Here is a 22,620-nt window from a genome sequence, read left to right on the forward strand (position 1 = left end):
CCGCCTATGGTCGATATCACGCCTGCAGATGCCGTCCCGCCCGCCGAAGTCGCGGAAATGGAGCTTTACCATCCGCACAGCTGGTGGACGAAGTATGTCTTCTCGCAGGACGCCAAGGTCATCGCCATCCAGTATTCGGCGACCGCAACGGCCATCGGCCTGGTCGCGCTGGTGCTGTCCTGGCTGATGCGGCTGCAGCTCGGCTTCCCCGGCACGTTCGATTTCATCACCCCCGAGGCCTACTACCAGTTCATCACCATGCACGGCATGATCATGGTGATCTACCTGCTCACGGCACTCTTCCTCGGCGGCTTCGGCAACTACCTGATCCCGCTGATGGTCGGCGCCCGCGACATGGTCTTTCCCTATGTCAACATGCTGAGCTACTGGATCTACCTCCTTGCCGTGCTGGTGCTGGTGTCGAGCTTCTTTGCGCCCGGCGGACCGACCGGTGCCGGGTGGACGCTCTATCCGCCGCAAGCCATCATGACCGGTACACCTGGCGGCCAGGAATGGGGCATCATCCTGATGCTCGTCTCGCTGATCCTGTTCATCATCGGCTTCACCATGGGCGGTCTGAACTATGTCGTGACGGTGCTGCAGGCCCGCACGCGCGGCATGACGATGATGCGCCTGCCGCTGACCGTCTGGGGCATCTTCACCGCCACCGTCATGGCGCTGCTCGCCTTTCCGGCGCTGTTCGTCGCCTGCGTGATGATGCTGCTTGACCGCGCGCTTGGAACCTCCTTTTTCATGCCCGCGGTCGTCGAGATGGGGGAACAGCTACAGCACAATGGCGGCAGCCCGATCCTGTTCCAGCATCTGTTCTGGTTCTTCGGCCACCCGGAAGTCTACATCGTGGCGCTGCCGGCCTTCGGCATCGTCTCCGATCTGATCAGCACGCATGCGCGCAAGAACATTTTTGGCTACCGGATGATGGTCTGGGCCATCGTTGGCATCGGCGCGCTGAGCTTCGTGGTCTGGGCGCACCACATGTATGTCAGCGGCATGCACCCCTATTTCGGCTTCTTCTTCGCCACCACGACACTGATCATCGCCATCCCGACGGCGATCAAGGTCTACAATTGGGTGCTGACGCTGTGGCGGGGCGACATCCATCTCACCATACCGATGCTGTTTGCCATGGCTTTCATCGTCACCTTCGTCAATGGCGGGTTGACCGGGCTGTTTCTCGGCAACGTCGTCGTCGACGTCCCGCTGTCGGACACGATGTTCGTCGTCGCCCACTTCCATATGGTCATGGGTGTTGCTCCGATCGTCGTCATCTTCGGCGCGATCTACCACTGGTACCCGAAGGTCACCGGCCGGATGCTGAACGAGACGCTCGGCCGGTTCCATTTCTGGGTCACATTTCTCGGCGCCTACCTGATCTTCTTTCCCATGCATTACATCGGCCTGATGGGCGTGCCGCGGCGCTATGCCGAACTGACCGACGTGACGGTCATGACGGAGTCGGCGCATCACCTGAACTCGTTCATCAGCATCATGGCGTTTATCGTCGGCTTCGCCCAGATCGTTTTCCTGTTCAATCTTATCTGGAGCATCCGCCATGGGCGCGAGGCCGGTGGCAATCCATGGCGGGCCACGACACTCGAATGGCAAACGCCGCAGACACCACCCGCGCATGGCAATTTCGGCAAGGATCTGCCGATCGTCTATCGCTGGGCCTATGACTACAGCGTGCCGGGCGCCAAGGAGGACTTCATTCCGCAAAACATGCCGGGCACGTTCGGCCCCTCCAGGGAGCCAGCATGAGCGTCATCCTGGTCTTCCTTCTCGTGATCGCCGGCTTTGCCGGCTGGTGGCTCTCGCATCAGCGGCTGATGGCGAAACCATGGCTCGAGCAAGGTGTGGCAGGAGATTTTGTCGCCTTCGACCGATCGAGCCTGCCGACCGCCAAGATCGGCCTCGGTGTCTTCCTCGCCGTGGTCGGCTGCCTGTTTGCGCTGTTCACCAGCGCCTACTTCATGCGTATGGCGCTGTCGGACTGGCAGCCGCTGCCCATCCCACGCCTGCTCTGGCTCAACACCGGCATGCTGGTGCTGAGCAGCATCGCGCTGCAATGCGCCTCGATCGCGGCGCGCAAGCGCCAGATGGACACGGTCAGGCTCGGCCTTGCCGCGGCTGGGCTCACCGCGATCGCCTTCCTCATCGGGCAGCTCATGGCATGGCGGGACCTGACCGCCGATGGCTATTTTCTGGCCTCCAATCCGGCCAACAGTTTTTTCTACCTGATAACCGGGATGCACGGCCTGCATATCGTGGGAGGGCTGGTGGGCCTGGGCAGGACAACCGCCGGCGCCTGGAACGGGGCACGGCCGGAACGGCTTCGCCTCAGCGTCGAATTATGCGCCATGTACTGGCATTTCCTGCTTTTCGTCTGGCTCGCCATCTTCGCTCTTTTAGCCGGCTGGGCCGCGACGTTCATCGATATTTGCCGGCAGTTGCTGACCTAGGAGGTCGAGGAGCATGGCAGAAACGACACTGACGCATACCGGCCAAACGGAGACGCGGCCCGCAGGCTGGCAAGGCATCGCCGCCGATTGGTCCTCGGATCAGCGCGCGTTCAAGAACGTGTCCTGGGGCAAGGCCATGATGTGGATCTTCCTGCTCAGCGACACCTTCATCTTCGGCTGCTTCCTGCTCTCCTACATGACCGCGCGCGTCTCCACACGTGTGCCGTGGCCCAATCCGAGCGAGGTCTTTGCGCTTCGCATCGGCGGTTCGGACATTCCACTGATCCTGATTGCCATCATGACCTTCGTGCTGATATCGAGCAGCGGAACGATGGCCATGGCGGTCAATTTTGGCTATCGCCGCGACCGCCGCAAAACCGCAATCCTCATGCTTCTGACGGCAGCGCTAGGAGCCACCTTCGTCGGCATGCAAGCCTTCGAATGGACCAAGTTGATCACCGAAGGGGTACGGCCGTGGGGCAATCCCTGGGGCGCGGCACAATTCGGCTCGACTTTCTTCATGATCACCGGCTTCCACGGCACGCATGTGACGATCGGGGTGATCTTCCTCATCATCGTGGCGCGAAAGGTCTGGCGTGGAGACTACGACGTCGGTCGTCCCGGCTTCTTCACCAGCCGCAGGGGTCGCTACGAGAACGTCGAAATCATGGGGCTCTACTGGCATTTCGTCGACCTGGTCTGGGTGTTCATTTTCGCATTCTTCTATCTTTGGTGAGAGGCTGACATGGCTGAAGCAACCGCAAACGGCCTCGGGCAACACGCGCTGCACTCTGATCATGCGCATGAAGGGCCATCGACCGGCGTCGCGGAGGTTCATCAGGAACATCCGATCAAGCTCTATCTGGTGGTCTGGGCATGGCTGTTCATCCTCAGCGCCTGCTCCTACATGGTCGATTATCTCGGCATCCACGGCTATCTCAGATGGTCTCTGATCCTGATCTTCATGATCCTCAAGGCCGGGCTGATCGTCGCCGTGTTCATGCACATGGCCTGGGAGCGGCTGGCGCTGACCTATGCGATCATCCTGCCGCCGCTTCTGATATTGGTGTTCGTGGCGATGATGCTCTTCGAAGCGGACTACACGCTTCTCACCCGGTTGTCCTTCTTCGGACCGGGGCCCTGACGCACAGTCTTCATCTCCGGTCAAAGACCGGAGATGAAGCTTCCCATCAGCTGATCTGCGGGGTCAGAGGCCGACCCGCGTCGGGGACGATGGCGGCTCCACAACCTTGCGGTAGACATGCCAGGTGGCGTGACCCAGGATCGGCAGCACGACCGCCAGCCCGGCAAACACCGGCAGCGAGCCTATGATCAGGGCGACGGCGACAATCAGTCCCCAGACAGCCATGGGGATCGGGTTCGCCAGCACCGCTCGCACCGACGTGTGGATGGCTTCGTAGGCGCCGACGTCGCGGTCGAGCAGCAATGGGAAGGCGACAACCGTCGTGCACAACACCACCGCGGCGAAGACGAAGCCGATGGCGTGCCCCAGGACAATCAGAGACCAGCCGCGTCCGGTGGCAAATATTTCATTGATGAAGCCCGAAATCGATGCAGGCGGAGCCGGGCCGAAGAGATATTCGTAGAACACCTGCGCCGCCAAAAGCCAGGCGATGAAGATTGCAACCAGCATGATCCCGACTGCGGCGATGGCTGGCAGGGCCGGAGAATTCCTGACCTCGAACGCGTGCGTCCAGGAGGTGTCGAGCCCGGCTTCTCGTCTGCGGCTGATCTCGTAAAGGCCGATCGCCGCGAATGGACCGATAAGCGCAAAGCCGGACACCAGCGGAAACAACATCGGCAACGCATTGGCACCCGAAGTCCAGGCAGCGAGCACCACGCCGACAAGCGGATAGATCAGGCAGAGAAAGACGATGTGCGACGGTTTGACCATAAAATCGTCAACACCGCGCTTGAGCGCATCGAAAAGATCGGAAACACTGATTTTTCGGATTTTGGTGTGTTCCAGCGTTTCGCTGGCGCCTGCAATCACGTGAAAACTTGTCATGCCCGTTCCTCCAGACCAGGTCCGGCAAGGTCGCGGTATCACGGTGCTGCCGTTCTGCATGACTGGCCACGCGAACCGCGACCTGCACCGCAATCAATATACCCCATTGACTGGAGCTTGTCGCCCGTTCTTACAAAAGGCTCCCGGAAGGCGAAGTTTCCGAACACAGCGTCATGCCGTCACCCTCCGGCTGACATGAACGCGCGCATCGCGATGGTATCGGCAAGCAGCACGGCAAAGATCGCGAAAAGATAGAAGATCGAATAGGCAAACAGCGCCTTGGCCGGCTTCATCTCCTTGTCGAGGATGACCAGGGCGTTCCAGGCATGCCAGATGAAACCCGAGCCCAATGCAGCCGAAACAATCCCATAAACCCCGCTCGTAAATCCGAACGCCCAGGGCAGCACTCCGATCGGTGCCAGGAGCAGTGAATAGGCGAAGATCTGCCTTCTGGTCGAGGCCTGGCCGGCCACGTTCGGCATCATCGGGATGCCGGCAGCGGCATAGTCGCCGGCCTTGAACAGTGCGAGCGCCCAGAAATGCGGCGGCGTCCACAGGAAAATGATCAGGAACAGGATGAGGCTTTCAATGCCGATGGCGCCGGTGGCCGCCGCCCAGCCGATCATCGGAGGAAGGGCACCCGCCGCGCCGCCGATGACGATGTTCTGCGGTGTCGAGCGCTTCAGCCACATCGTATAGATGACGACGTAGAAAAAGATGGTGAAGGCCAGCAGTGACGCGGCAAGCCAGCCCACCAGCACGCCGAGCGTCATGACCGAAAGTGCGGAAAGCACCAGGCCGAAGCCGAGCGCTTCGCCGGCCGTGACGCGGCCCGACGGAACCGGCCGCTTTGACGTGCGCGACATCAGCGCGTCGATGTCGGCGTCGTACCACATGTTGAGCGCGCCGGCCGCTCCCGCTCCAACCGCAATCGCACCTATGGCGATCACGGCGATGACCGGGTTCATCGCGCCGGGCGCCACCATCAGACCGACGAAGGCGGTAAAGACGGCAAGGGCCATGACCCGAGGCTTCAAGAGCGCAAAGAAATCACTGGCCGTCGCTTCCGAGAGGCGGACGCCGGTATCCTTGAGGCTTTCCTTGACCGACATTTGAGACGACCATCGATGGAACCGGGCAGCCTAGAGCAATTCCAGGAAAAGTGTATGCGGTTTTCCGTCCGGAATTGCGTAAGAACAAAGAGATCGAGCGGATCGCCGTTTCCGTGAAACGGTGAAACGCTCTGGCCGGCCGAAGAGCCAGGTTACGGGGAAAATTGCTTCAGATAGGCGATGACGTTGGCGACGTCCTCGTCCTTCTTGAGGCCGGGAAACGCCATCTTCGTCCCTTTGACCATTGCCTTGGGGTCGTGAAGATACGTCGTCAGTGTCGGCTCATCCCATTTGACGCCGGATGTGCCGGCCGCGATCATGGCTTCGGAATATTTAAAATCCGGATGCGTGCCGGCCGTCCGGCCGATAACGCCATGCAACGAAGGGCCTATCTTGTTGGTGTCTTGGTCTGCGACGTGGCAGACCTTGCATTTGGTGAAGACCTTCTCGCCCGCCGCGGCGTCCTGTGCCCGCGATGGATTGGCGATGAAAGTTGCAACGGAAACGACGGCGAAAAACGCAACCAAGCGCATGGCATTCCTCCCTGATCGTCAAATTTGCCTGAGACGGTCTGCACATGCCGGTAGCACCAGCATGCGCCCTGCACGGCAGAATAGATTCTCCGCTCCTCCCCAGATGGAATTGCGGCACTTGTGTACCACAGAATCTGGCCGGTAGGTAGAACAGGTCGACCGTACAAAGGTTCAGGTGGGCTGCGGTGGCTCAAGGCACATCCGCCACAACGAAAAAGGCCGCCTCGAGGGCGGCCTTTCTGATCTTGTCGTCAGGCGCTTATTCGGCGTCCTTGGCGGCCTTCTTCTTCGGCGCTGCCTTCTTCTTCGGCTCTTCCGCGTCGTCGGCCTTTTCAGCCTTGTCGGCCTTCTTGGCAGCGGCCTTCTTCGCCGGCTTGGCCTTGGCTGTATCGCCCTCTTCGTCGTCAGCCATCAGCTCTTCCTTGCTGACCTTGACGTCGGTGACCGAGATCTGGCTGAGCAGATGGTCGACGACCTTCTCCTCGAACATCGGCGCGCGCAGCGTGTTCAGGGCTTCCGGATTGCTGCGATAGAACTCGAAGGCTTCCTGCTGCTGGTTGGCCGGGTAGCGGCGCACCTGCTCGAACAGGCCGCGCTGCAGTTCCTCGTCGGAAACGGTGACGCCGGCCTTCTCGCCGATTTCGGCCAAAACCAGGCCGAGACGCACGCGGCGCTCGGCAAGCCGCAGATATTCGGCGCGTGCCTCTTCTTCCGTCGTCTCCTCGTCGGCGAAGGTACGGCCGGCGGCTTCGAGATCGCGGTTGACCTGGGTCCAGATGTTGTTGAACTCGGCATCGACGAGCTTCGACGGCGCCTCGAACGAATAGGCCGCGTCAAGCTGGTCGAGCAGCTGACGCTTGACCTTCTGGCGCGTCATCGAGCCGAACTGGTTCTCGATCTGGCCGCGCACCACGTCGCGCAGGCGCTCCAGCGATTCCAGGCCGAGGTTCTTGGCCATCTCGTCGTTGATTTCCAGCGCGCCGGGCTTGGACACTTCCTTGACGGTGACGTCGAAGGTGGCTTCCTTGCCGGCCAGATGCGCGGCCTGGTAGTTTTCCGGGAAAGTGACCGTGACCTGCTTCTCGTCGCCGGCCTTGGCGCCGATCAGTTGGTCCTCGAAGCCTGGAATGAATTCCTTGGACCCCAGAACCAGCGGCTGGTCGGTGCCGGCGCCGCCGGAAAAGGCCTCGCCGTCGATCTTGCCGACATAGTCGATCGAAACGCGATCGCCTTCGGCGGCCTTGCCGGTCTTCGGCTCGAAGCTTCGCGCCGATTCGGCAACGCGCTGGACCTGCTCGTCGATCTCGCTGTCCGGCACTTCGAATACCTGGCGCGTCACCTTGATGTCGGAGAAATCCTTGATCTCGATCGCCGGGATGACCTCGTAGTTGAGGCGGAATTCGAAGTCGGCGCCGCCGGCCAGGATCTTCTCGGCCTCTTTCTCGTCTTCCGTCATGATCACTTCAGGCTGCATGGCGGCCTTTTCGCCGCGCCCCGTGATGATCGAACGGGTCGAATCGTTGAGGATTTCGTTGACCACTTCGGCCATGAACGACTTGCCGTAGACCTTGCGCAAATGCTGCACAGGCACCTTGCCGGGACGGAAGCCGTTGATGCGGACCTTGTTCCTGGCGTCGGACAGCCGCGCCATCAGCTTGGCTTCCATATCACCGGCCGGCACGGTGATCTTGATCTCGCGCTTGAGACCGGAGTTGAGCGTTTCGGTGACCTGCATCGTAAAACCTTTATCTTCACCAAAGAGGCTGCCACGGCGTCTTGCCGTTCACAGCCTGCCGGTACAATCTTGCCGGGAATGGCTTTTGGTACGGAACCTGGCGATTTGACCGAAATTACGGCTCAAATTGTTCCAAACTGCGTTCCAAGATGTGAATAAGTTCTTGTTTTTCCTACTTCTTATCACATTCTGCAGAAGCGGATCGGCGCGTCCCGTCACATTTGACACGCCTTTTGTCACAGGCGAGGCCAATTTTCAACCATCTTCGCGTTGCAGCGAATGACCGCCCCAACGGCAGACATTTTCGCCCCGACATTGACAGAATGATGGCTACATGGGATTGCCGACAAATGCGGATGTGGCGGAACTGGTAGACGCCCTGGATTTAGATTCCAGTGCCGAAAGGCGTGGGGGTTCGAGTCCCTTCATCCGCACCACCCTTCGCTCTATCGAGCTTCGGGTGGCAGGCCACCCAGGAGCTTGATAAAGCGAAGGGTGTCCTCCGAAGCCGTGGCGTAGGAGGACTGGCGGCGACGGCCTACACTTCAAACACTTGACCGGTAAACCACTCCGCCAATTTCGCCAGCTCCGGCCCCAGCACCCGGTCGGCGTCGACCGGGGGCACGATCTTCCTGATATCCGCGACAAAATCCTGCAATGCCGGCGGCGCGGCGCGTTCAGTCACGTACAGGGCCTGCGAGGCGATCATGGCCAGCATCGCCATTGCCGCATCGAGGCAGCGGCCGGCCGTCGCTTCCTTGGTCCAGGCGAAGAATGCGGTGGTGGCGACGTCGTCCTGGCCGGCGCCGGCCGATTCGGTGCCCGGAATGAAGGTGCGCTGCGCCGCGAGCTTGGCCTGTTCGAGATAGCCGGTGATCGCCATCGGGACATAGCCGACATTGCCATGGCCATCGCTGTCGGCCCAATGCCGCCCGGTCATCAACAGATCGGGCAGCAGCGACACCTTGCCGTTCAGCAGCTTTGAGGCGTGGCGGTCGCAAAGCAGGCAGAGATCGGCCCAGATCGCCGCCAGATCGTCCAATGCCGGTGTCGCCATGGCATTGTGGTAGCCGCCGGTGGAGATGCAGCGTCCCAGCGGATGCGCATCGTCGGGCGGGATATAGACCGGATTGTCCGAGATCGAGGCCAGCGATACGGTCGCCGCCTGCTCGGCGCCGGCCAGCGCCCGATGCGCATGGCCGAGCACACGCGGCACGATGCGGTAGCTGACCGGCGCCTGATAATTGCGCCGTCCATCCCCTGCGCCGACCAGAAACTGCCGCAACCCTTGCAAGGCGGCCGCTTCGTGTTCGTCGCCCCAGAGCCCGTCGAGCGCTGCATCATAATGCTCGAGCGGCGCACGAAACGCTTCGATCGACAGCGCGAACACCTTGTGCGCCATGGCGAGGCGACGACGCGCGGCAAGTGCTGCGTCCGCCACCAGTGCCGCCGCGCAGGGCGAGCCGTTGATCAGCGAACCGCGCTCCTTCACCTCAAGCTCAAGGCTGGCGGTAAGCGCAGCAAACAGCGGATAGAGCGCCAGGATCTCGCCGGCGCCACCCTGCCCTTGCGACGGCACCACCGGCATCGGGCCGCCGTCGAGCATCGCCGCGACCGCCCGTGCGATGCGCGGCGTGGTCGCGGCATTGCCTTCGATAAAGTTGGTCAGCCGCGCCAACACGATCGCCCTTACGACGCGCTCAGGCAATGGCTCACCGAACGATGTGGCGGCAGCAAAAGCCTTGATGCGCGCATGGCGGTCGCGCTCGTCAAGTTCGAGCTTGCGGCTTGCCAGCTCGCCCATCGCGGTGGTGACGCCGTAGATGACCGGCGGCGGATCGGACTCAATGAGTTTCAGGAACGAGGCGCGGCATTCGGCAATGCGTTGCAAGGCCTTGTCGCCGATTTCGACCGTGTCGATTCTCCAGGCGACGCGCAAAACGGCATCGAGATTGATATCTTCGCGCGTCGTCACCGTAATCGGCATTGTCTTCGCCCGTCTGGTTTGCATGAGGGCGAAGCGATCGATCGTTGCCGAAGTCCATGCCCTGGGTAATGTCTTCTAGTAGAGCGGTTCCTCAAACAATGTCTTGTCGCCGTCCATCAACGCCTTGATCTGTGCCTGGCCACTGGCGGCGAGCGCGATGCGCACGCCGAATGGCCGCACCCGCATGTCGTTCTGGATCGCCATGCCCTGGCCCTCAGGTAGGTAGAAGCGGTCGATGCCGTATTGCGGTGCGATCGTGGATTCAGGATCAAGCGTCCAGCCCGGCGCGACCTGGCCGACAATATCGGCTTCGTCGGCGGTCGCCGGCGTCGGAGCCTTGCCGAACCAGGCCGTGGTCGCATGCCAATAGCCGTCGGCACCCGGCTTCAGCCGGACCACGATCGGCGTGTTCTCGCTCACGAGCTGGCCGGCCGGGATGTTGGCGATCAGCTTCACCGGCAAGCGCGATATTTCATAGCCGAGGATAATATAGTCGCCGCGCAGCAGATCGCGCGGATCGACCGGCTCGACTTTCAGCAAGACCTCCTTGCCGTTGCGCAGGATCGCCGCGCGGCCGGCGATGATCCAGCTCAGGAAGCCGATCTGGACGAGCGCCAGGACCAGCGCCGAGATGACAAGTTTCGTTCCCGACATCATGCTGCCGCTCCTTCCGGGGCCTTCATGCGTTTTTCCACACGGATGATGACGAGAGCCAGGATGCCGAACAGCACTGCGGCAGCCAGGAAGAAGCCGGCCGTGCCGAGCATCGTCTGCAAGGTCACGACATAGATAATGGCGAGCTCGAAGGCAAAGCCGGCATAGGCAACCCAGCGCAGCCCCCTGCTCTCGCGCCCGCCCAGCATGATCGCCGCGGCAATGCCGGCCAGTGCGACGACCGACGCAATGGCAAAGCCGTTGCTGAAGGCGTTGTCATCGCCCAGTTCGATCTGCATCATCGCCAGCCCGGTGAGAAAGCCGATCAAGGCGTGCAAAGGCAACCGCCCGCCGAGCTGCAAGATCCGGTCGGCCGGCCCAGCGGCGAAGATCGAAACCGCAAACAGCAGCGCCGACACCACGACGAGAGGAATAGCCAGGGCGAGCGTGTTCTGGTCCAGGCCGCGCACCGCGATATAGAAAATGACCGAGAGAATGATCAGGTGGCGTGCCGGCTGGCTGCGCGTCCACAACGAGACGACAAAAAGCACCGGCGCCATGATAACGAAGAAATCCGGAAATACGGGGCGGTCATAAAAGTCGAACGCGCGCACGAACAGCCAGGCAACGGATATGCCGACGGCAGCGACCGTCAGCGGGTTCGAGCGCAACGCCACCGCGGCTAATGCCGTGCCGATGCCCCAGGTGACGATGGCCGAGGCTTCGTCACCCGTGAGATGGTACATCTGGCCGATCAGCGCGATCGATCCGCCGAAGGCCGCGGCGGCCACGATCCACAGCGCCTCGCCGATCGCCGCATGGTCGCGCATCTTCAACACCGCGCCGCCGACATAGCCGGCGAGAATGACGGCAAACAGCGCCGCGACCCGCACCAGCCGCGGGATCGCGTCCCAGTTGGCGGCGACGAAGAGCAGGATCGCGGCGCCGAACAGCAGCGCTGCCATCATAGCCAATATAGTGCCGAAGCTCAGCGATTTGCGCTCGTTTGCGTCGATGTCGCACTTAAGCGCATCGGCCGTCTTGGCGTCGATCAGGCCGGCCTGCAGCCACCGCCCGATATCGGCCCTCGCCCGTGACGAATAACTCGCCATGCCGCTTCTCCCCCAGCTTGGTCTTTCTGACAGCCGATCCGCCCAAATCGTTGACGCAACGTCATTTTCCGATTCGGGTTTCTTCATGACGAAGCCGTGAACGCGCGTTAATGTTGCATTGCACAATTTGCATTGCTGCCATGCGCCAACAGCACTTTTAACTCGATATTACCCAGCCTATTTACTGTTCGTACACAAACGGAATGATCCGAAGAAAGACGAAACGAGCACTACCATGAACCTGATCCGCAACTACCGCAACTGGCGCCGCTACCGGGACACCGTCTCCGAGCTGAGCCGCCTGTCGAACCGTGAACTGACCGACCTCGGCATCAGCCGCAGCGACATCCACTACGTCGCCCGCAAGGCGGTCTAATCCTCTTCGGATCGCAAATGATCCGAACCAGTTTTGAAAAAGAGAACGACAATGAACCTGATCCGCAACTATCGTAACTGGCGCGTTTACCGCGACACCGTTACCGAGCTGGGTCGCCTTTCGAACCGTCAGCTCCATGATCTCGGCATCGTCCGTGACGAGATCAAGATCATCGCCCGCAGGGCTACGATCTAGCCAGAATTTCGCCAGGGTCGACCTCCTCCCCGACCCTGACGGATACGGTCAGCCTTCACCTCCTCCCGAGGGTTGACCACCAAAACGGCGCCCGCCGCACCTCCTCCCGCGGCGGGCGCTGTTTCCAAAGCGAACGCAGTTCGTCTTTCCGAAGCGAACGCTAGTTCGTCTTCAAAGTGAACGCAGTTCGTCTTCCAGGGATTTCGCCTCCCTCGATCCGGCGAAAAGAATTTCGTCAAAGCCGACCTCCTCCCCGGCGATGGCGAATACGGCCGATCCCCACCTCCTCCCGAGGATCGGCCCCAAAAACGACACCCGCCGCACCTCCTCCCGCGGCGGGTGTTGTTGTTTTTGGGCAGGCTTTTCAATTGCGCATGCAGTCGATCGAGGCGCTTTACGCCGCCATCAGACCGTCGCTGCGGACATAAGAAAGTCGAGCTCCGTCGTTGCACGACAATGACCCACGCTCGCACCGGCCAATTGCAAACAGCGCGCCAAGCGATTATTCCGGCGCTCATGAGCAAAAATCCAATCCATATCGTCGGCGGCGGCCTCGCCGGCTCCGAAGCCGCATGGCAGGCAGCGCAAGCCGGTGTTCCCGTCATTTTGCATGAGATGCGCCCGGTGCGCGGCACCGATGCGCATAAGACCGATGGCCTGGCCGAGCTCGTCTGCTCCAACTCCTTCCGCTCCGACGATGCCGAAAACAACGCGGTCGGCCTGCTGCACGCCGAAATGCGGCTGGCCGGCTCGCTGATCATGAGTGCCGGCGACGCCAACCAGGTGCCGGCAGGCGGCGCGCTGGCCGTCGATCGCGACGGTTTCTCCGACGCGGTGACGAAAAAGCTTGAAGCGCACCCGCTGATCACCATCGAGCGCGAGGAAGTGCCGGGCCTGCCGCCGGCGGAGTGGGACCAGGCGATCATCGCCACGGGACCGCTGACCGCGCCGTCGCTCGCCCAGTCGATCGCCGAGGCAACCGGCGCCGACGCGCTGGCCTTCTTCGACGCCATCGCCCCGATCATCCATTTCGACACGATCGACATGGACACCTGCTGGTTCCAGTCGCGCTACGACAAGGTTGGGCCCGGCGGCACCGGCAAGGACTACATCAATTGCCCGATGGACAAGGACCAGTATCTCGCCTTCGTACAGGCGCTGGTCGACGGCCAGAAGACCGAATTCAAGCAGTGGGAAGGCACGCCCTATTTCGACGGCTGCCTGCCGATCGAAATCATGGCCGAGCGCGGCGTTGAGACGCTGCGCTACGGGCCGATGAAGCCGATGGGGCTGACCAATGCCCACAATCCGACGGTAAAAGCCTATGCCGTGGTGCAGCTGCGCCAGGACAATGCGCTGGGAACGCTCTACAACATGGTCGGTTTCCAGACCAAGCTGAAGCACGCCGAGCAGGTGCGCGTCTTCCGCACCATTCCGGGCCTGGAAAACGCCGAGTTCGCCCGTCTCGGCGGCCTGCACCGCAACACCTACATCAATTCGCCGACCTTGCTCGACGCCTCGCTGCAGCTGAAGTCGCGGCCGGGCCTGCGCTTTGCCGGCCAGATCACCGGCTGCGAGGGCTATGTCGAGAGCGCGGCGATCGGCCTGCTCGCCGGCCGCTTCGCCGCCGCCGAGCGGCTCGGCCACGCGCCATCGCTGCCACCGCTCACCACCGCCTTCGGCGCCTTGCTCAACCACATCACCGGCGGCCACATCGTTTCCGACGACGAGCCGGGCAAACGCTCGTTCCAGCCGATGAACGTCAATTTCGGCCTGTTCCCGCCGGTGGAAGCACCGAAGACCGAAGGCAAACGCCTGCGCGGCAAGGACAAGACGGTGGCCAAGCGCCACGCGATCACCTCACGCGCGCGGGCAGATTGTCGGGAGTGGCTAGGGCTGCCGGCGCAAACATCGGAAGCTGCTGAATAGCCAAGTCTCAGAGTCCTAACGCGATTGACGTTTACGTTAACTCGCTGGCCAACCCCGCGTTGCGCGCCTGAGCAACAGCCAATGCCGGCGCAGAGCCGAAAGCCGGGCTGCGCCACCAAGCGGAGAGCGGCCATTGGCCATCTTGCCGAGATAGGCGCTGGTCAGCGCCAGCGGCAGGAACGCCGGACGCAGCGTTTCCGGAAGTGCGGACGCCCCTTGCTCGAAAGCGCGGAGATGCTCCTGCGCCAATGCAATCATCGCAGCCACCGCGCGCTGAGCGCCGGGGCCGCCGTCGCCGCTGACGAACTCCTCCGGCGACGAGCCGGCCGCTGCAAGGATATCCGCCGGCACGAAGCATTGCCCGCGTCGGCGATGCAGCGGCAACAGCAGCAACAGGCCGGTCATCGCCTGGGCGCAGCCGGCCCTGCCCGCCAGTTCGGCAAAGCGCGGCGCCTCATTGGGATCGAGCACCATCGCCGCCAGCTGGATCAGCGCGGCCGCCGTCTCGCCGCAATATCCCTCGAGATCGGTGCGCGACGGCATCGGATCGTCATAGAGGTCGAAGATGCGGGCCTCGAGCATGTTGTCGAAGGCAGTTTTGGGCAGGCCATGGGCAGAAATCGTCGCCTTCAGCGCATCGGCGAGCGGGTTGCCTGTGGCTGCGGCTTCAGCAGCGATGACATCGCGCCACCATTGCAGCCTCACTTCGCCCGGCAATGCCTCGTGGATGCGGTCTCGGACAGACGCAATCTCGGCATTGAAGGCGTAAAGCGAAAACAGCGCCGCGCGCTTGTTGGCCGGTGCATAGAGTGCGCTGACATAGCGGTCATGGTCGCCGGCGCGCACCGTCTCCATGACGATGTCAGCTGTATCGGTCACGTCAGTCGACGGCGATCAGCGCCGCGGCCACGGCGCGGTCTTCGGCAAGCAGAACATTGTAGGTCCGCACCGCTGCCCCCGTCGACATCGGGTCGGAGCCAATGCCAGCCGCTTTCAGCGCCGCCCGAAGTGCTGTCGGCAAGGGCCGCAAATCCTTGCCTGTACCGACCAGCAGGATCTCGACCTTGCCGGCCTCAGCCAGCAGCAGGTCGAAATCCGCCGCCGTCAGGGCCAGCGGATCGGCCGGCTCCCAGCCATGGATGCCGGAGGGCAGGCAAAGAAGCGAGCCGCGATGCGACATGTCGGCGAAGCGGAAGCCGCCATTGCCGTAGGCTTCGATCGGCGCCCGTCCGGGGAAATGCGCCTCGCGGATGACGATGCCTTTTGCCACCAGCGCAGCCGTCAGGTCGCCATGGCCTTGCCGCCACCAACCGGCTTCTCCTCATCGGCGCTCGCTCCCTGCGGCCTGAGCCTGAACAGGATCAGCAAGGGCGCTGCGATGAAGATCGACGAATAGGTGCCGAAGACGACGCCGAACAGCATCGCCATGGTGAACGAGCGGATCACCTCGCCGCCGAACAACACGAGCGCCAGCAGCGCCAGGATGGTCGTCACCGAAGTTAGCGTCGTTCTCGACAGCGTCTCGTTGATGGCGTTGTTCAACAATTGTGGGAGCGGCATTCGTTTGTATTTTCGCAAATCTTCTCGAACACGGTCATAGACGACGATCGTGTCGTTGAGCGAATAGCCGATAATGGTCAGGATCGCCGCCAGCGAAGACTGGTTGAACTCGAGCCCGGTGATGACGAAGAAGCCCAGCGTCATCACCACATCGTGCACCGTCGCCACGATTGCGCCGACCGCGAACTGCCATTCGAAGCGGAACCAGACATAGACCAGGATGCCGATCAGCGCGATGATCATCGCAATCGTGCCTTGCTTGGCCAGTTCGCCCGAAACGGTGGGACCCACCACCTCGACGCGGCGGAAATCGTAATTGTCCTGCAGCTCGCCGCGCACCTTGTCGATGACGGTCTGCTCGGCGTTCTCACCGCCATCCTGGGTGCCAACGCGGATCAGCACGTCATTCGGCGCGCCGAATTGCTGGACCTGCACTTCACCGATATTGAGCTCCGACAGCCGGCTTCTGATATCGCCAATATCGGCGTCGCCTTGCTTGGACTGCACCTCGATGATCGAGCCGCCCTTGAAGTCGATGCCGTAGTTGATGTCGATGGTCAGGAATCCGATAACCGACGCGATCGACAGCAGGCTGGACAGTGCGAACGTCCAGCGGCGGATGCCCATGAACGGGATTTTCGTGCCGGCCGGAACGAAGGTCACCGGCGCACGCGGCAATTCCTTCGGACGCGCACGGCGCAGCCAGATCGACACCAGCAGACGGGTGAAGGTGAAGGCGGTGAAGACCGTGGTCAAGATGCCGATGGCATAGGTGATGGCGAAGCCCTTGACCGGTCCGGTGCCGAGATAGAACAGCACGACCGTGGCAATCAGCGACGTAACGTTGGAATCCACGATGGTCGCCAACGCCTTGGTGAAACCTGTGTCGATCGATTGGATGACCGAACGGCCGGCCCGTCGCTCCTCGCGGATGCGCTCATAGATCAGCACGTTGGAATCGACCGCCATGCCGATGGTCAGCACGATACCGGCAATGCCGGGCAAGGTCAGCGTCGCGCCAAGCAGCGACAAGACCCCGACGATCATCGCCACGTGCACGGCGAGCGCAATGTTGGCGAGGAAGCCGAGAAGTCCGTACGCGACGAACATGAAGGCGACGACGAGAATGGAGCCGATGATGCCGGCGACCTTGCCGGCATGGATCGAATCCTGGCCGAGGCCCGGGCCCACCGTGCGTTCTTCGATCACGGTCAGCTTTGCCGGCAACGCACCGGCCCGCAGCAGCACGGCGAGGTCGTTGGCGCTTTCGGCGGTGAAATTGCCTGAAATCTGGCCGCTGCCGCCGAGGATCGGTTCGCGGATCACCGGCGCCGAAATCACCTGATTGTCGAGGATGATGGCGAACGGCTTGCCGACATTCTGCTGGGTCGCCTGGCCGAACCGTGTCGCACCGCGCGAGTTGAAGACGAACGAAACCACTGGCTCGTTGTTTCGGGAATCATAAGTTGCGGTGGCCTTGGCAAGATCCTCGCCGGACACGATGACGCGATTTTCCACCAGATACGGAACCGGCGGATCGTCCTGCGAATAAAGCACCGAGGAGCCTGCCGGCGGGCGGCCGTTCAGCGCATCCTGCACCGACATCGAGGTATCCACCATCTGGAAGGTCATCTTTGCGGTCTGGCCAATGATCTCCTTCAGCCTTTGCGGATCCTGCAGGCCCGGCACCTGGACGAGCACACGGTCGTCGCCCTGCCGCTGCACGATCGGCTCGGTGGTGCCGAGTTCGTTGACGCGACGCTCGACGACTTCGATCGACTGCGCCAATGCGGCTGAGGTGCGGTATTTGATGCCGGCGTCGGTGACGGTGAATTTGAGCAGCCCGGCTTCGGAATCATCCAGGGACATTTCCTGGATGGAGCCACCGGTGAACAGGCCGGCTGCGACCGGATCGGTCAGCGGCTTAAGCGCCGTCTTAGCGGCATCGATCTGGGTTGGATCGGTGATGCGCACTTGTACGGTCCTGCCGGTGCCGCCAAGGCCGGTATAGCCCACCTTGGCATCGCGCAGCAGCGTGCGGATCTCGTCGCGCGTCGTTTCCAGCTGCGCCTTGACGAGATCATTCTGGTCCATCTGCAAGAGGATGTGCGAACCGCCCTGCAGATCGAGACCAAGCGTCATCTGCCGCTTCGGCACCCAGTTGGGCAATTGCGCCAATGTGCTGGCCGGGAAGAGATTTGGCGCGGCAAGGATGAATGTGACGGCCACGGCGATCCAGATCAGGATCATCTTCAGGCGCGAAAAATACAGCATATGGCGTTGTCCGTCAGGGCGTACTGGCGGATCGTTCCGCCGACAATTCGGTTATTTCTTGGCGTTCTTATTTGCCACCGGCTCGCCCTTAACCCGCACTTCGCCGATTGTCGAGCGCGCTGAGGTCAATTTGGCGCTGCCGCCGGCAGCGGTTTCGGCGTCAATCGCCTCTGTCGGTTCCATTCTAATTCTGATCACCGCCGGGCGCTATCGTGCGCTACTCGACTATTTTCAATCGTGCAGGCATCGGTCCGGAACGCAAAAGCAAGGCCAGATCATCGGCGTTCTCCTTGGTGAGGTTGCCCGATATCTGGCCGCGGCCGTTAAGAATTGGCTCGCGGACGACTGGCACCGAAAGCACTTGGTTGTCGAGGATCATCGCAAATAGCTTGCCGACATTCTGCGAGGTCGCCTGCGCAACGCGTGCCGTTGCCCTGGAATCGAAGGTGAACGAAACCGCCGGCTCATTTGTGACGGAGTTGGGAGTCGCCTGAGCATTGACAATGTCGTCACTGGAAACGATCGTTCGGCTCTCAACCAGATAGGGAACCGGTGGATCGTCCTTCGAATAAACCACCACCGAGCCAGCGGGCGTCCGGCCATTGATCGCATCAGCGACCGGCATCGACTCATCAACCCACTGAAAAGTCAGCATTCCGGTTCGGGTGAGAATTCTCCTCAGCCTTTGCAAATCCGCAACGCCCGAGGTCCGGACCAGCATACCGTCTTCGCCCTCTGGCCGCACTACTGGGTCGGCTACACCAAGATCACGCAGGCGATTCTTAATGACCACGATCGACTGCGCAAGCGCGATCGACATCCGATACTTGATACCTGTGTCTGTTACCGTGAACTTGAGCAACGCTGCTCCGGTATCATCCAGGATCACTTCCTGGACCGGACCAGCGCTGCCAAGGACAGGATCAGTCACCGCCTCCAATGCCATCTTGGCCGCGCCGACCTGAGCGGCGTCGGTGATATGCACCTGAACGGCCCGACCCGACTTAGCAAGACCAGTATAGCCGATCCTTGCATCGCGCAGCAGCGTCCTGATTTCGTCACGCGTCGCCTCCAACCGGCGATCGATCACATCGGTCGCGTCCAATCGAAGCAGCACGTCCGCGCCGGCAGCGTGAAGACTGGGCGCGTCGACGAGCATTGTGGCCATAGCAAGCCAGATCAGGATCATTTTCAGGCGCGAAAAATGGACCATACGCCGTCTTTTGTCAGAGCTCTGCCCGCGGATCGCTCCGCTTGGGAAACTGGCTTACTTCTTGGCGTTCTGGTTGGCCACCGGCTCGCCCTTGACCCGAACATCGGCGATCGTCGAGCGCAGCGCCGTCACCTTGGTGCCGCCGCCAAGGTCGATCTCAAGCTCATTGTCGTCGATCACCTTGGTCACCTTGCCGACGAAGCCGCCGCCGGTGATGACCGTGTCGCCACGGCGCACGGCCGAGATCATCTCCTGGCGCTTCTTCAACTGGGCGCGCTGCGGCCGGATGATGAGGAAATACATGATCACGAAGATCAGAACGAACGGGAGTATCATGCCGATATCCCCGAACGGACCAAGCGGAGTTCCGGTAGCTTGGGCGTATGCCGGTGTGACGAACATCAAGAACTCCTGGTTACGAAGAAGGCCGTAGGGCGGCCTCGCCAAATTTGGCCGGAATATAGTGGGTAAAGTTACCAATGCAACTGCGCGGCCGGGCTTTCAGCTGCTTTTCCGGCCGGTTGACCCGTGTTAGAGCATGCTCCCGGAATACGGGCGTGGTTTTCGCAAAAGATCATGCCCAAACAAAAGCTTGGAACCAGTTTCTATCTCGCCCGGATCAAGACGATTTCGGCCCCTACGCACGTTCGTGCGGAAACATAAAAGACGAGACATGACCGACAGCACCATCGAGGCCCTGAACCAAAAGCTCGACCGCCTGATCGAGGCGGTCACCCGCCTCGCCCCGCCGCCGGTGCCGCAAACCGATCTTGCGGTTGCCGATTGCTTCGTCTGGCAGGCCGACCCCGGCTATCTCGAGCCGGTGCGCAAGGTCAACCGCGTCGACATCGGCCTGATCCGCGGCGTCGACCGCGTGCGCGACATTCTGGTCGAAAACACGGAACGTTTCGCCGCCGGCCATGCCGCCAACAATGTGTTGTTGTGGGGTGCGCGCGGCATGGGCAAATCCTCGCTGGTCAAGGCCGTGCATGCGCAGATCAACGCCCAGGCCAAATCCGACCTGCCGCTCAAGCTGATCGAGATCCATCGCGAGGATATCGACACGCTGCCCAGGCTGATGGGCCTGCTGAAGGCGGCGCCGTTTCGCTTCATCCTGTTTTGCGACGACCTCTCCTTCGACCATGACGACACCTCCTACAAGTCGCTGAAGGCAGCCCTTGAAGGCGGCGTCGAGGGCCGCCCGGCCAATGTCATCTTCTACGCCACGTCGAACCGCCGGCACCTGTTGCCGCGCGACATGATCGACAATGAGCGCTCGACCGCCATCAACCCGTCCGAGGCGGTCGAGGAAAAGGTTTCGCTGTCCGACCGCTTCGGCCTGTGGCTCGGCTTCCACAAATGTTCGCAGGACGAATATCTCGATATGGTCAACGGCTATGCCACCCATCATGGACTGAAGATCGACCCGGAGCAGCTGCGCGCCGACGCCCTGGAATGGGCAACGACACGCGGCAGCCGCTCGGGCCGCGTCGCCTGGCAATTCACTCAGGATCTGGCCGGCCGGCTCGGCAAGCCGCTGAACGACTGATTGATTTCCGTCAGGTCACTGAAAAAGCCCGCCCCTTGCGGAGCGGGCTGAGCCGGCGGGCCGGACTGGAGGTCAGACGGCCTGCAAAACGTTTATTGTTCTATTCCCGACTATTCGAGATAACCTGAGGGATCGACCGGGGCCGAGTTCTTGCGCACTTCGAAGTGCAGTTTCGGCGAGTCGGTGGTGCCGCTCATGCCCGACAGCGCGATCTCCTGGCCGCGCTTGACCTTCTGGCCGCGCTGCACCTCGATCGACCTGGCGTGGCCATAGACGGTGACCAGCCCGTTTTCGTGGCGCACCAGCACCGTATTGCCGAATTCCTTGAGGCCGTCGCCGGCATAGATGACCACGCCGTTCTCGGCCGCCTTGACCGGCGTCCCCTCAGGCACGGCGATGTCGACGCCATCCTTGCCGCCACCAAAATTGGAGATGACGCGGCCACGCACCGGCCAACGCATCTTGCCGATGCCGGTGGCATCGGGCGCAACAGCATCGTCGTCCTCGGCCTGCTGGATGACCTTGGCGTCCTTCTTCGGCGGCGTGTAGGTGGCGAGCGTCTCCGTCGGCTTTGCCGCCGGTTGGGTGGTCGCGGTCGTCACCGGATCAACTTTGGCCGGCTTGGCGCTGGCGACCGTTGCGGTGCCACCTGCCGGAACCTTCAGCGTCTGGCCGATCTTGAGCAGGCCGTCTTGCATGCCGTTCGCCTGCTTCAGCGCCACGACGCCAACGCCGGTCTTCCTGGCGATGGAGGACAGGCTGTCGCCCGACTGGACCGTGTAGGTGCCCGCGCCGGCTTTTGGCGCGGCCGAGGCAGTCTGCGCCGGCTTGTCGGTCTTCGGCTTGTTCGCTGCCGAAGCGTCAACCTGCGCGGCGGACTTGCCGTCCTTGAGTTTCGGCTGCTGCGGCAGTACGGCGACCTTCTCCGGCGCCGGCGCCTTGGGGCTGTTTGCCGGCTTGCCGTCGGCAAGTTTCGGCTCTGTCCCCTTGCTTGAATAGGCATAGGCCGGGATGACCAGTTTCTGACCGGTCTTCAGCCCCTTGGTGGCGCTCAAGCCGTTGACCTTCATGATCACGTCGGCGGGCACATGATAGCGATGAGCGATGCCGGAAATGGTCTCGCCGTCGCTGACCACGATCTCGGTCGCATGCGGCGTACCAGCCGCAAGTGGTTTCGGATCGGAGTCACCGGCATTCTTGAACGGCCTCGCCGGCTGGACGGTGCCGGTAGTCGTTCTGTCGACATGCGGTGCCGGTGCAAGCGCCGGCGCGGAAGCGGTGCGCATCGGAGCAGCTTTGGGCGCGCTCGGCGGCGGCAGCTGCTGGACGGTGACTGGCTCCAGGCTGGAGCGGCTGACCGACTGGTTATGGCTGCCATCGACAGGTGCCGCAGCGATCGGCTCGGCCGCCACATCGCCCGGATAGGGCTGCGCAGTGCTCTGCTTGTCGATGATGGCGCGCTGATTGTTGGTCGAGGAGGTGAAGACGTCGTCGACACCATTGAACCGCGAGACTTGGGAGCTACACCCCGCCGCCACTCCGGCTAGCATGAGGACAGCGCAGCCCCGCGACAGAGTACGCCCGTTTGCCTTCAAAACACTGAATTGCATCGCACTAACCCGCACAGACCCGGTACACACTGGTCATGATTAAAGCGCGTTAATGTTACTGGCGGGTTAACCCCATAGAATCGGACGCAAATTTTCTTAAAACATTTTGTAAGGCGCCTTCACCAACGTCGTCATCCCTGGGCGAAGCAGGCGCGAAGCGCCGTCGCGGAGACCCTGGGATCCATTCCGTGACATTGGCCGAAGAATGCAGCAGAGCAGAATTCTGCGCCGTAGCTACGCCTTGATGGCGCGGCATGGATCCTCGGGTCTGCGCT

General features: G+C 61.9%; 21 protein-coding genes and 1 tRNA gene. 9 read left to right on the forward strand and 13 right to left on the reverse strand.

Annotated elements, in window-relative coordinates; genetic code table 11:
* Window positions 1–6 precede the first annotated feature (6 nt).
* From ctaD to NKJ18_RS05540, 4 genes are read left to right on the forward strand one after another with little or no spacing between them, the layout of a single operon-like run.
* A complete protein-coding gene (ctaD, locus tag NKJ18_RS05525) occupies window positions 7–1,776 on the forward strand; it encodes a cytochrome c oxidase subunit I (RefSeq protein WP_023681631.1) in 1,770 nt (589 codons plus the stop codon).
* Window positions 1,773–2,477 (forward strand): cytochrome c oxidase subunit 3, encoded by a 705-nt coding sequence (locus NKJ18_RS05530; protein WP_023681632.1) that lies wholly within the window; start codon window positions 1,773–1,775, stop codon window positions 2,475–2,477. The genes ctaD and NKJ18_RS05530 overlap by 4 nt, the downstream gene beginning before the upstream one ends.
* A gap of 13 nt (window positions 2,478–2,490) precedes the next feature.
* Complete coding sequence (locus NKJ18_RS05535; RefSeq protein ID WP_023667664.1) at window positions 2,491–3,213, forward strand: heme-copper oxidase subunit III family protein; 723 nt, start codon at window positions 2,491–2,493, stop codon at window positions 3,211–3,213.
* Window positions 3,214–3,222: 9 nt separating this feature from the next.
* Entirely contained in the window at window positions 3,223–3,621 is a 399-nt protein-coding gene (locus tag NKJ18_RS05540) for a cytochrome C oxidase subunit IV family protein (RefSeq protein ID WP_023667665.1), read from the forward strand.
* Window positions 3,622–3,684: 63 nt separating this feature from the next.
* Here the strand turns inward: NKJ18_RS05540 and NKJ18_RS05545 are convergent, their stop codons facing one another.
* The 4 genes from NKJ18_RS05545 to tig all read right to left on the reverse strand — a co-directional run bounded on the left by NKJ18_RS05545 (window position 3,685) and on the right by tig (window position 7,886).
* Entirely contained in the window at window positions 3,685–4,506 is an 822-nt protein-coding gene (locus NKJ18_RS05545; RefSeq protein WP_023691119.1) for a DUF2189 domain-containing protein, read from the reverse strand.
* A 179-nt stretch (window positions 4,507–4,685) separates the two neighbouring features.
* Window positions 4,686–5,618 (reverse strand): heme o synthase, encoded by a 933-nt coding sequence (locus NKJ18_RS05550; protein WP_023807355.1) that lies wholly within the window; start codon window positions 5,616–5,618, stop codon window positions 4,686–4,688.
* Window positions 5,619–5,770: 152 nt separating this feature from the next.
* Window positions 5,771–6,151 (reverse strand): c-type cytochrome, encoded by a 381-nt coding sequence (locus tag NKJ18_RS05555; protein WP_023667668.1) that lies wholly within the window; start codon window positions 6,149–6,151, stop codon window positions 5,771–5,773.
* A 259-nt stretch (window positions 6,152–6,410) separates the two neighbouring features.
* Window positions 6,411–7,886, reverse strand: coding sequence for a trigger factor (tig, locus tag NKJ18_RS05560; protein ID WP_023681635.1), 1,476 nt, complete (start codon window positions 7,884–7,886; stop codon window positions 6,411–6,413).
* Between the two features lie 352 nt (window positions 7,887–8,238).
* Here tig and NKJ18_RS05565 point away from each other — a divergent pair.
* Window positions 8,239–8,323, forward strand: a tRNA-Leu gene (locus NKJ18_RS05565).
* Window positions 8,324–8,424: 101 nt separating this feature from the next.
* Here the strand turns inward: NKJ18_RS05565 and NKJ18_RS05570 are convergent.
* From NKJ18_RS05570 to NKJ18_RS05580, 3 genes are all read right to left on the reverse strand, one after another.
* On the reverse strand, window positions 8,425–9,873 hold the full coding sequence (locus NKJ18_RS05570; protein ID WP_352757937.1) for an aromatic amino acid lyase: 1,449 nt from the start codon (window positions 9,871–9,873) through the stop codon (window positions 8,425–8,427).
* Window positions 9,874–9,948: 75 nt separating this feature from the next.
* Entirely contained in the window at window positions 9,949–10,530 is a 582-nt protein-coding gene (locus NKJ18_RS05575) for a GDYXXLXY domain-containing protein (protein ID WP_352757938.1), read from the reverse strand.
* Window positions 10,527–11,639, reverse strand: coding sequence for a DUF2157 domain-containing protein (locus tag NKJ18_RS05580; RefSeq protein WP_352757939.1), 1,113 nt, complete (start codon window positions 11,637–11,639; stop codon window positions 10,527–10,529). Before NKJ18_RS05580 ends, NKJ18_RS05575 begins: the two co-directional genes overlap by 4 nt.
* A 235-nt stretch (window positions 11,640–11,874) precedes the next feature.
* Here NKJ18_RS05580 and NKJ18_RS05585 point away from each other — a divergent pair, with 235 nt between their 5' ends.
* The 3 genes from NKJ18_RS05585 (at window position 11,875) to trmFO (ending at window position 14,139) form a co-directional block, all read left to right on the forward strand.
* Window positions 11,875–12,015, forward strand: a complete 141-nt coding sequence (locus NKJ18_RS05585; protein ID WP_006335194.1) for a DUF1127 domain-containing protein — start codon at window positions 11,875–11,877, stop codon at window positions 12,013–12,015.
* A 51-nt stretch (window positions 12,016–12,066) separates the two neighbouring features.
* Window positions 12,067–12,210, forward strand: coding sequence for a DUF1127 domain-containing protein (locus NKJ18_RS05590; RefSeq protein WP_023667673.1), 144 nt, complete (start codon window positions 12,067–12,069; stop codon window positions 12,208–12,210).
* Window positions 12,211–12,726: 516 nt separating this feature from the next.
* Entirely contained in the window at window positions 12,727–14,139 is a 1,413-nt protein-coding gene (gene trmFO / locus NKJ18_RS05595; RefSeq protein WP_023753359.1) for a methylenetetrahydrofolate--tRNA-(uracil(54)-C(5))-methyltransferase (FADH(2)-oxidizing) TrmFO, read from the forward strand.
* A 36-nt stretch (window positions 14,140–14,175) separates the two neighbouring features.
* Here the strand turns inward: trmFO and NKJ18_RS05600 are convergent, their stop codons facing one another.
* From NKJ18_RS05600 to yajC, 5 genes are all read right to left on the reverse strand, one after another.
* A complete protein-coding gene (locus tag NKJ18_RS05600; RefSeq protein ID WP_502902956.1) occupies window positions 14,176–14,994 on the reverse strand; it encodes a phytoene/squalene synthase family protein in 819 nt (272 codons plus the stop codon).
* A gap of 25 nt (window positions 14,995–15,019) precedes the next feature.
* Entirely contained in the window at window positions 15,020–15,409 is a 390-nt protein-coding gene (locus NKJ18_RS05605) for an Mth938-like domain-containing protein (RefSeq protein WP_023688226.1), read from the reverse strand.
* 11 nt (window positions 15,410–15,420) lie between these two features.
* On the reverse strand, window positions 15,421–17,973 hold the full coding sequence (gene secDF / locus NKJ18_RS05610; protein WP_023729954.1) for a protein translocase subunit SecDF: 2,553 nt from the start codon (window positions 17,971–17,973) through the stop codon (window positions 15,421–15,423).
* Window positions 17,974–18,190: 217 nt separating this feature from the next.
* Window positions 18,191–19,186 carry a SecDF P1 head subdomain-containing protein gene (locus NKJ18_RS05615; protein WP_023744782.1) on the reverse strand — a complete coding sequence of 332 codons (996 nt, stop codon included), beginning with the start codon at window positions 19,184–19,186 and terminating at the stop codon, window positions 18,191–18,193.
* 54 nt (window positions 19,187–19,240) lie between these two features.
* Window positions 19,241–19,588, reverse strand: coding sequence for a preprotein translocase subunit YajC (gene yajC, locus NKJ18_RS05620; RefSeq protein WP_023667680.1), 348 nt, complete (start codon window positions 19,586–19,588; stop codon window positions 19,241–19,243).
* A gap of 271 nt (window positions 19,589–19,859) precedes the next feature.
* Here yajC and NKJ18_RS05625 point away from each other — a divergent pair, with 271 nt between their 5' ends.
* Window positions 19,860–20,735: an ATP-binding protein gene (locus NKJ18_RS05625; protein ID WP_023667681.1), complete on the forward strand. Its 876-nt coding sequence runs from the start codon at window positions 19,860–19,862 to the stop codon at window positions 20,733–20,735.
* A 110-nt stretch (window positions 20,736–20,845) separates the two neighbouring features.
* Here the strand turns inward: NKJ18_RS05625 and NKJ18_RS05630 are convergent, their stop codons facing one another.
* Window positions 20,846–22,345, reverse strand: coding sequence for a peptidoglycan DD-metalloendopeptidase family protein (locus NKJ18_RS05630; RefSeq protein WP_023667682.1), 1,500 nt, complete (start codon window positions 22,343–22,345; stop codon window positions 20,846–20,848).
* Window positions 22,346–22,620 lie beyond the last annotated feature (275 nt).

Source organism: Mesorhizobium sp. M0217 (genome assembly GCF_040321955.1).
Taxonomy (GTDB): domain Bacteria; phylum Pseudomonadota; class Alphaproteobacteria; order Rhizobiales; family Rhizobiaceae; genus Mesorhizobium.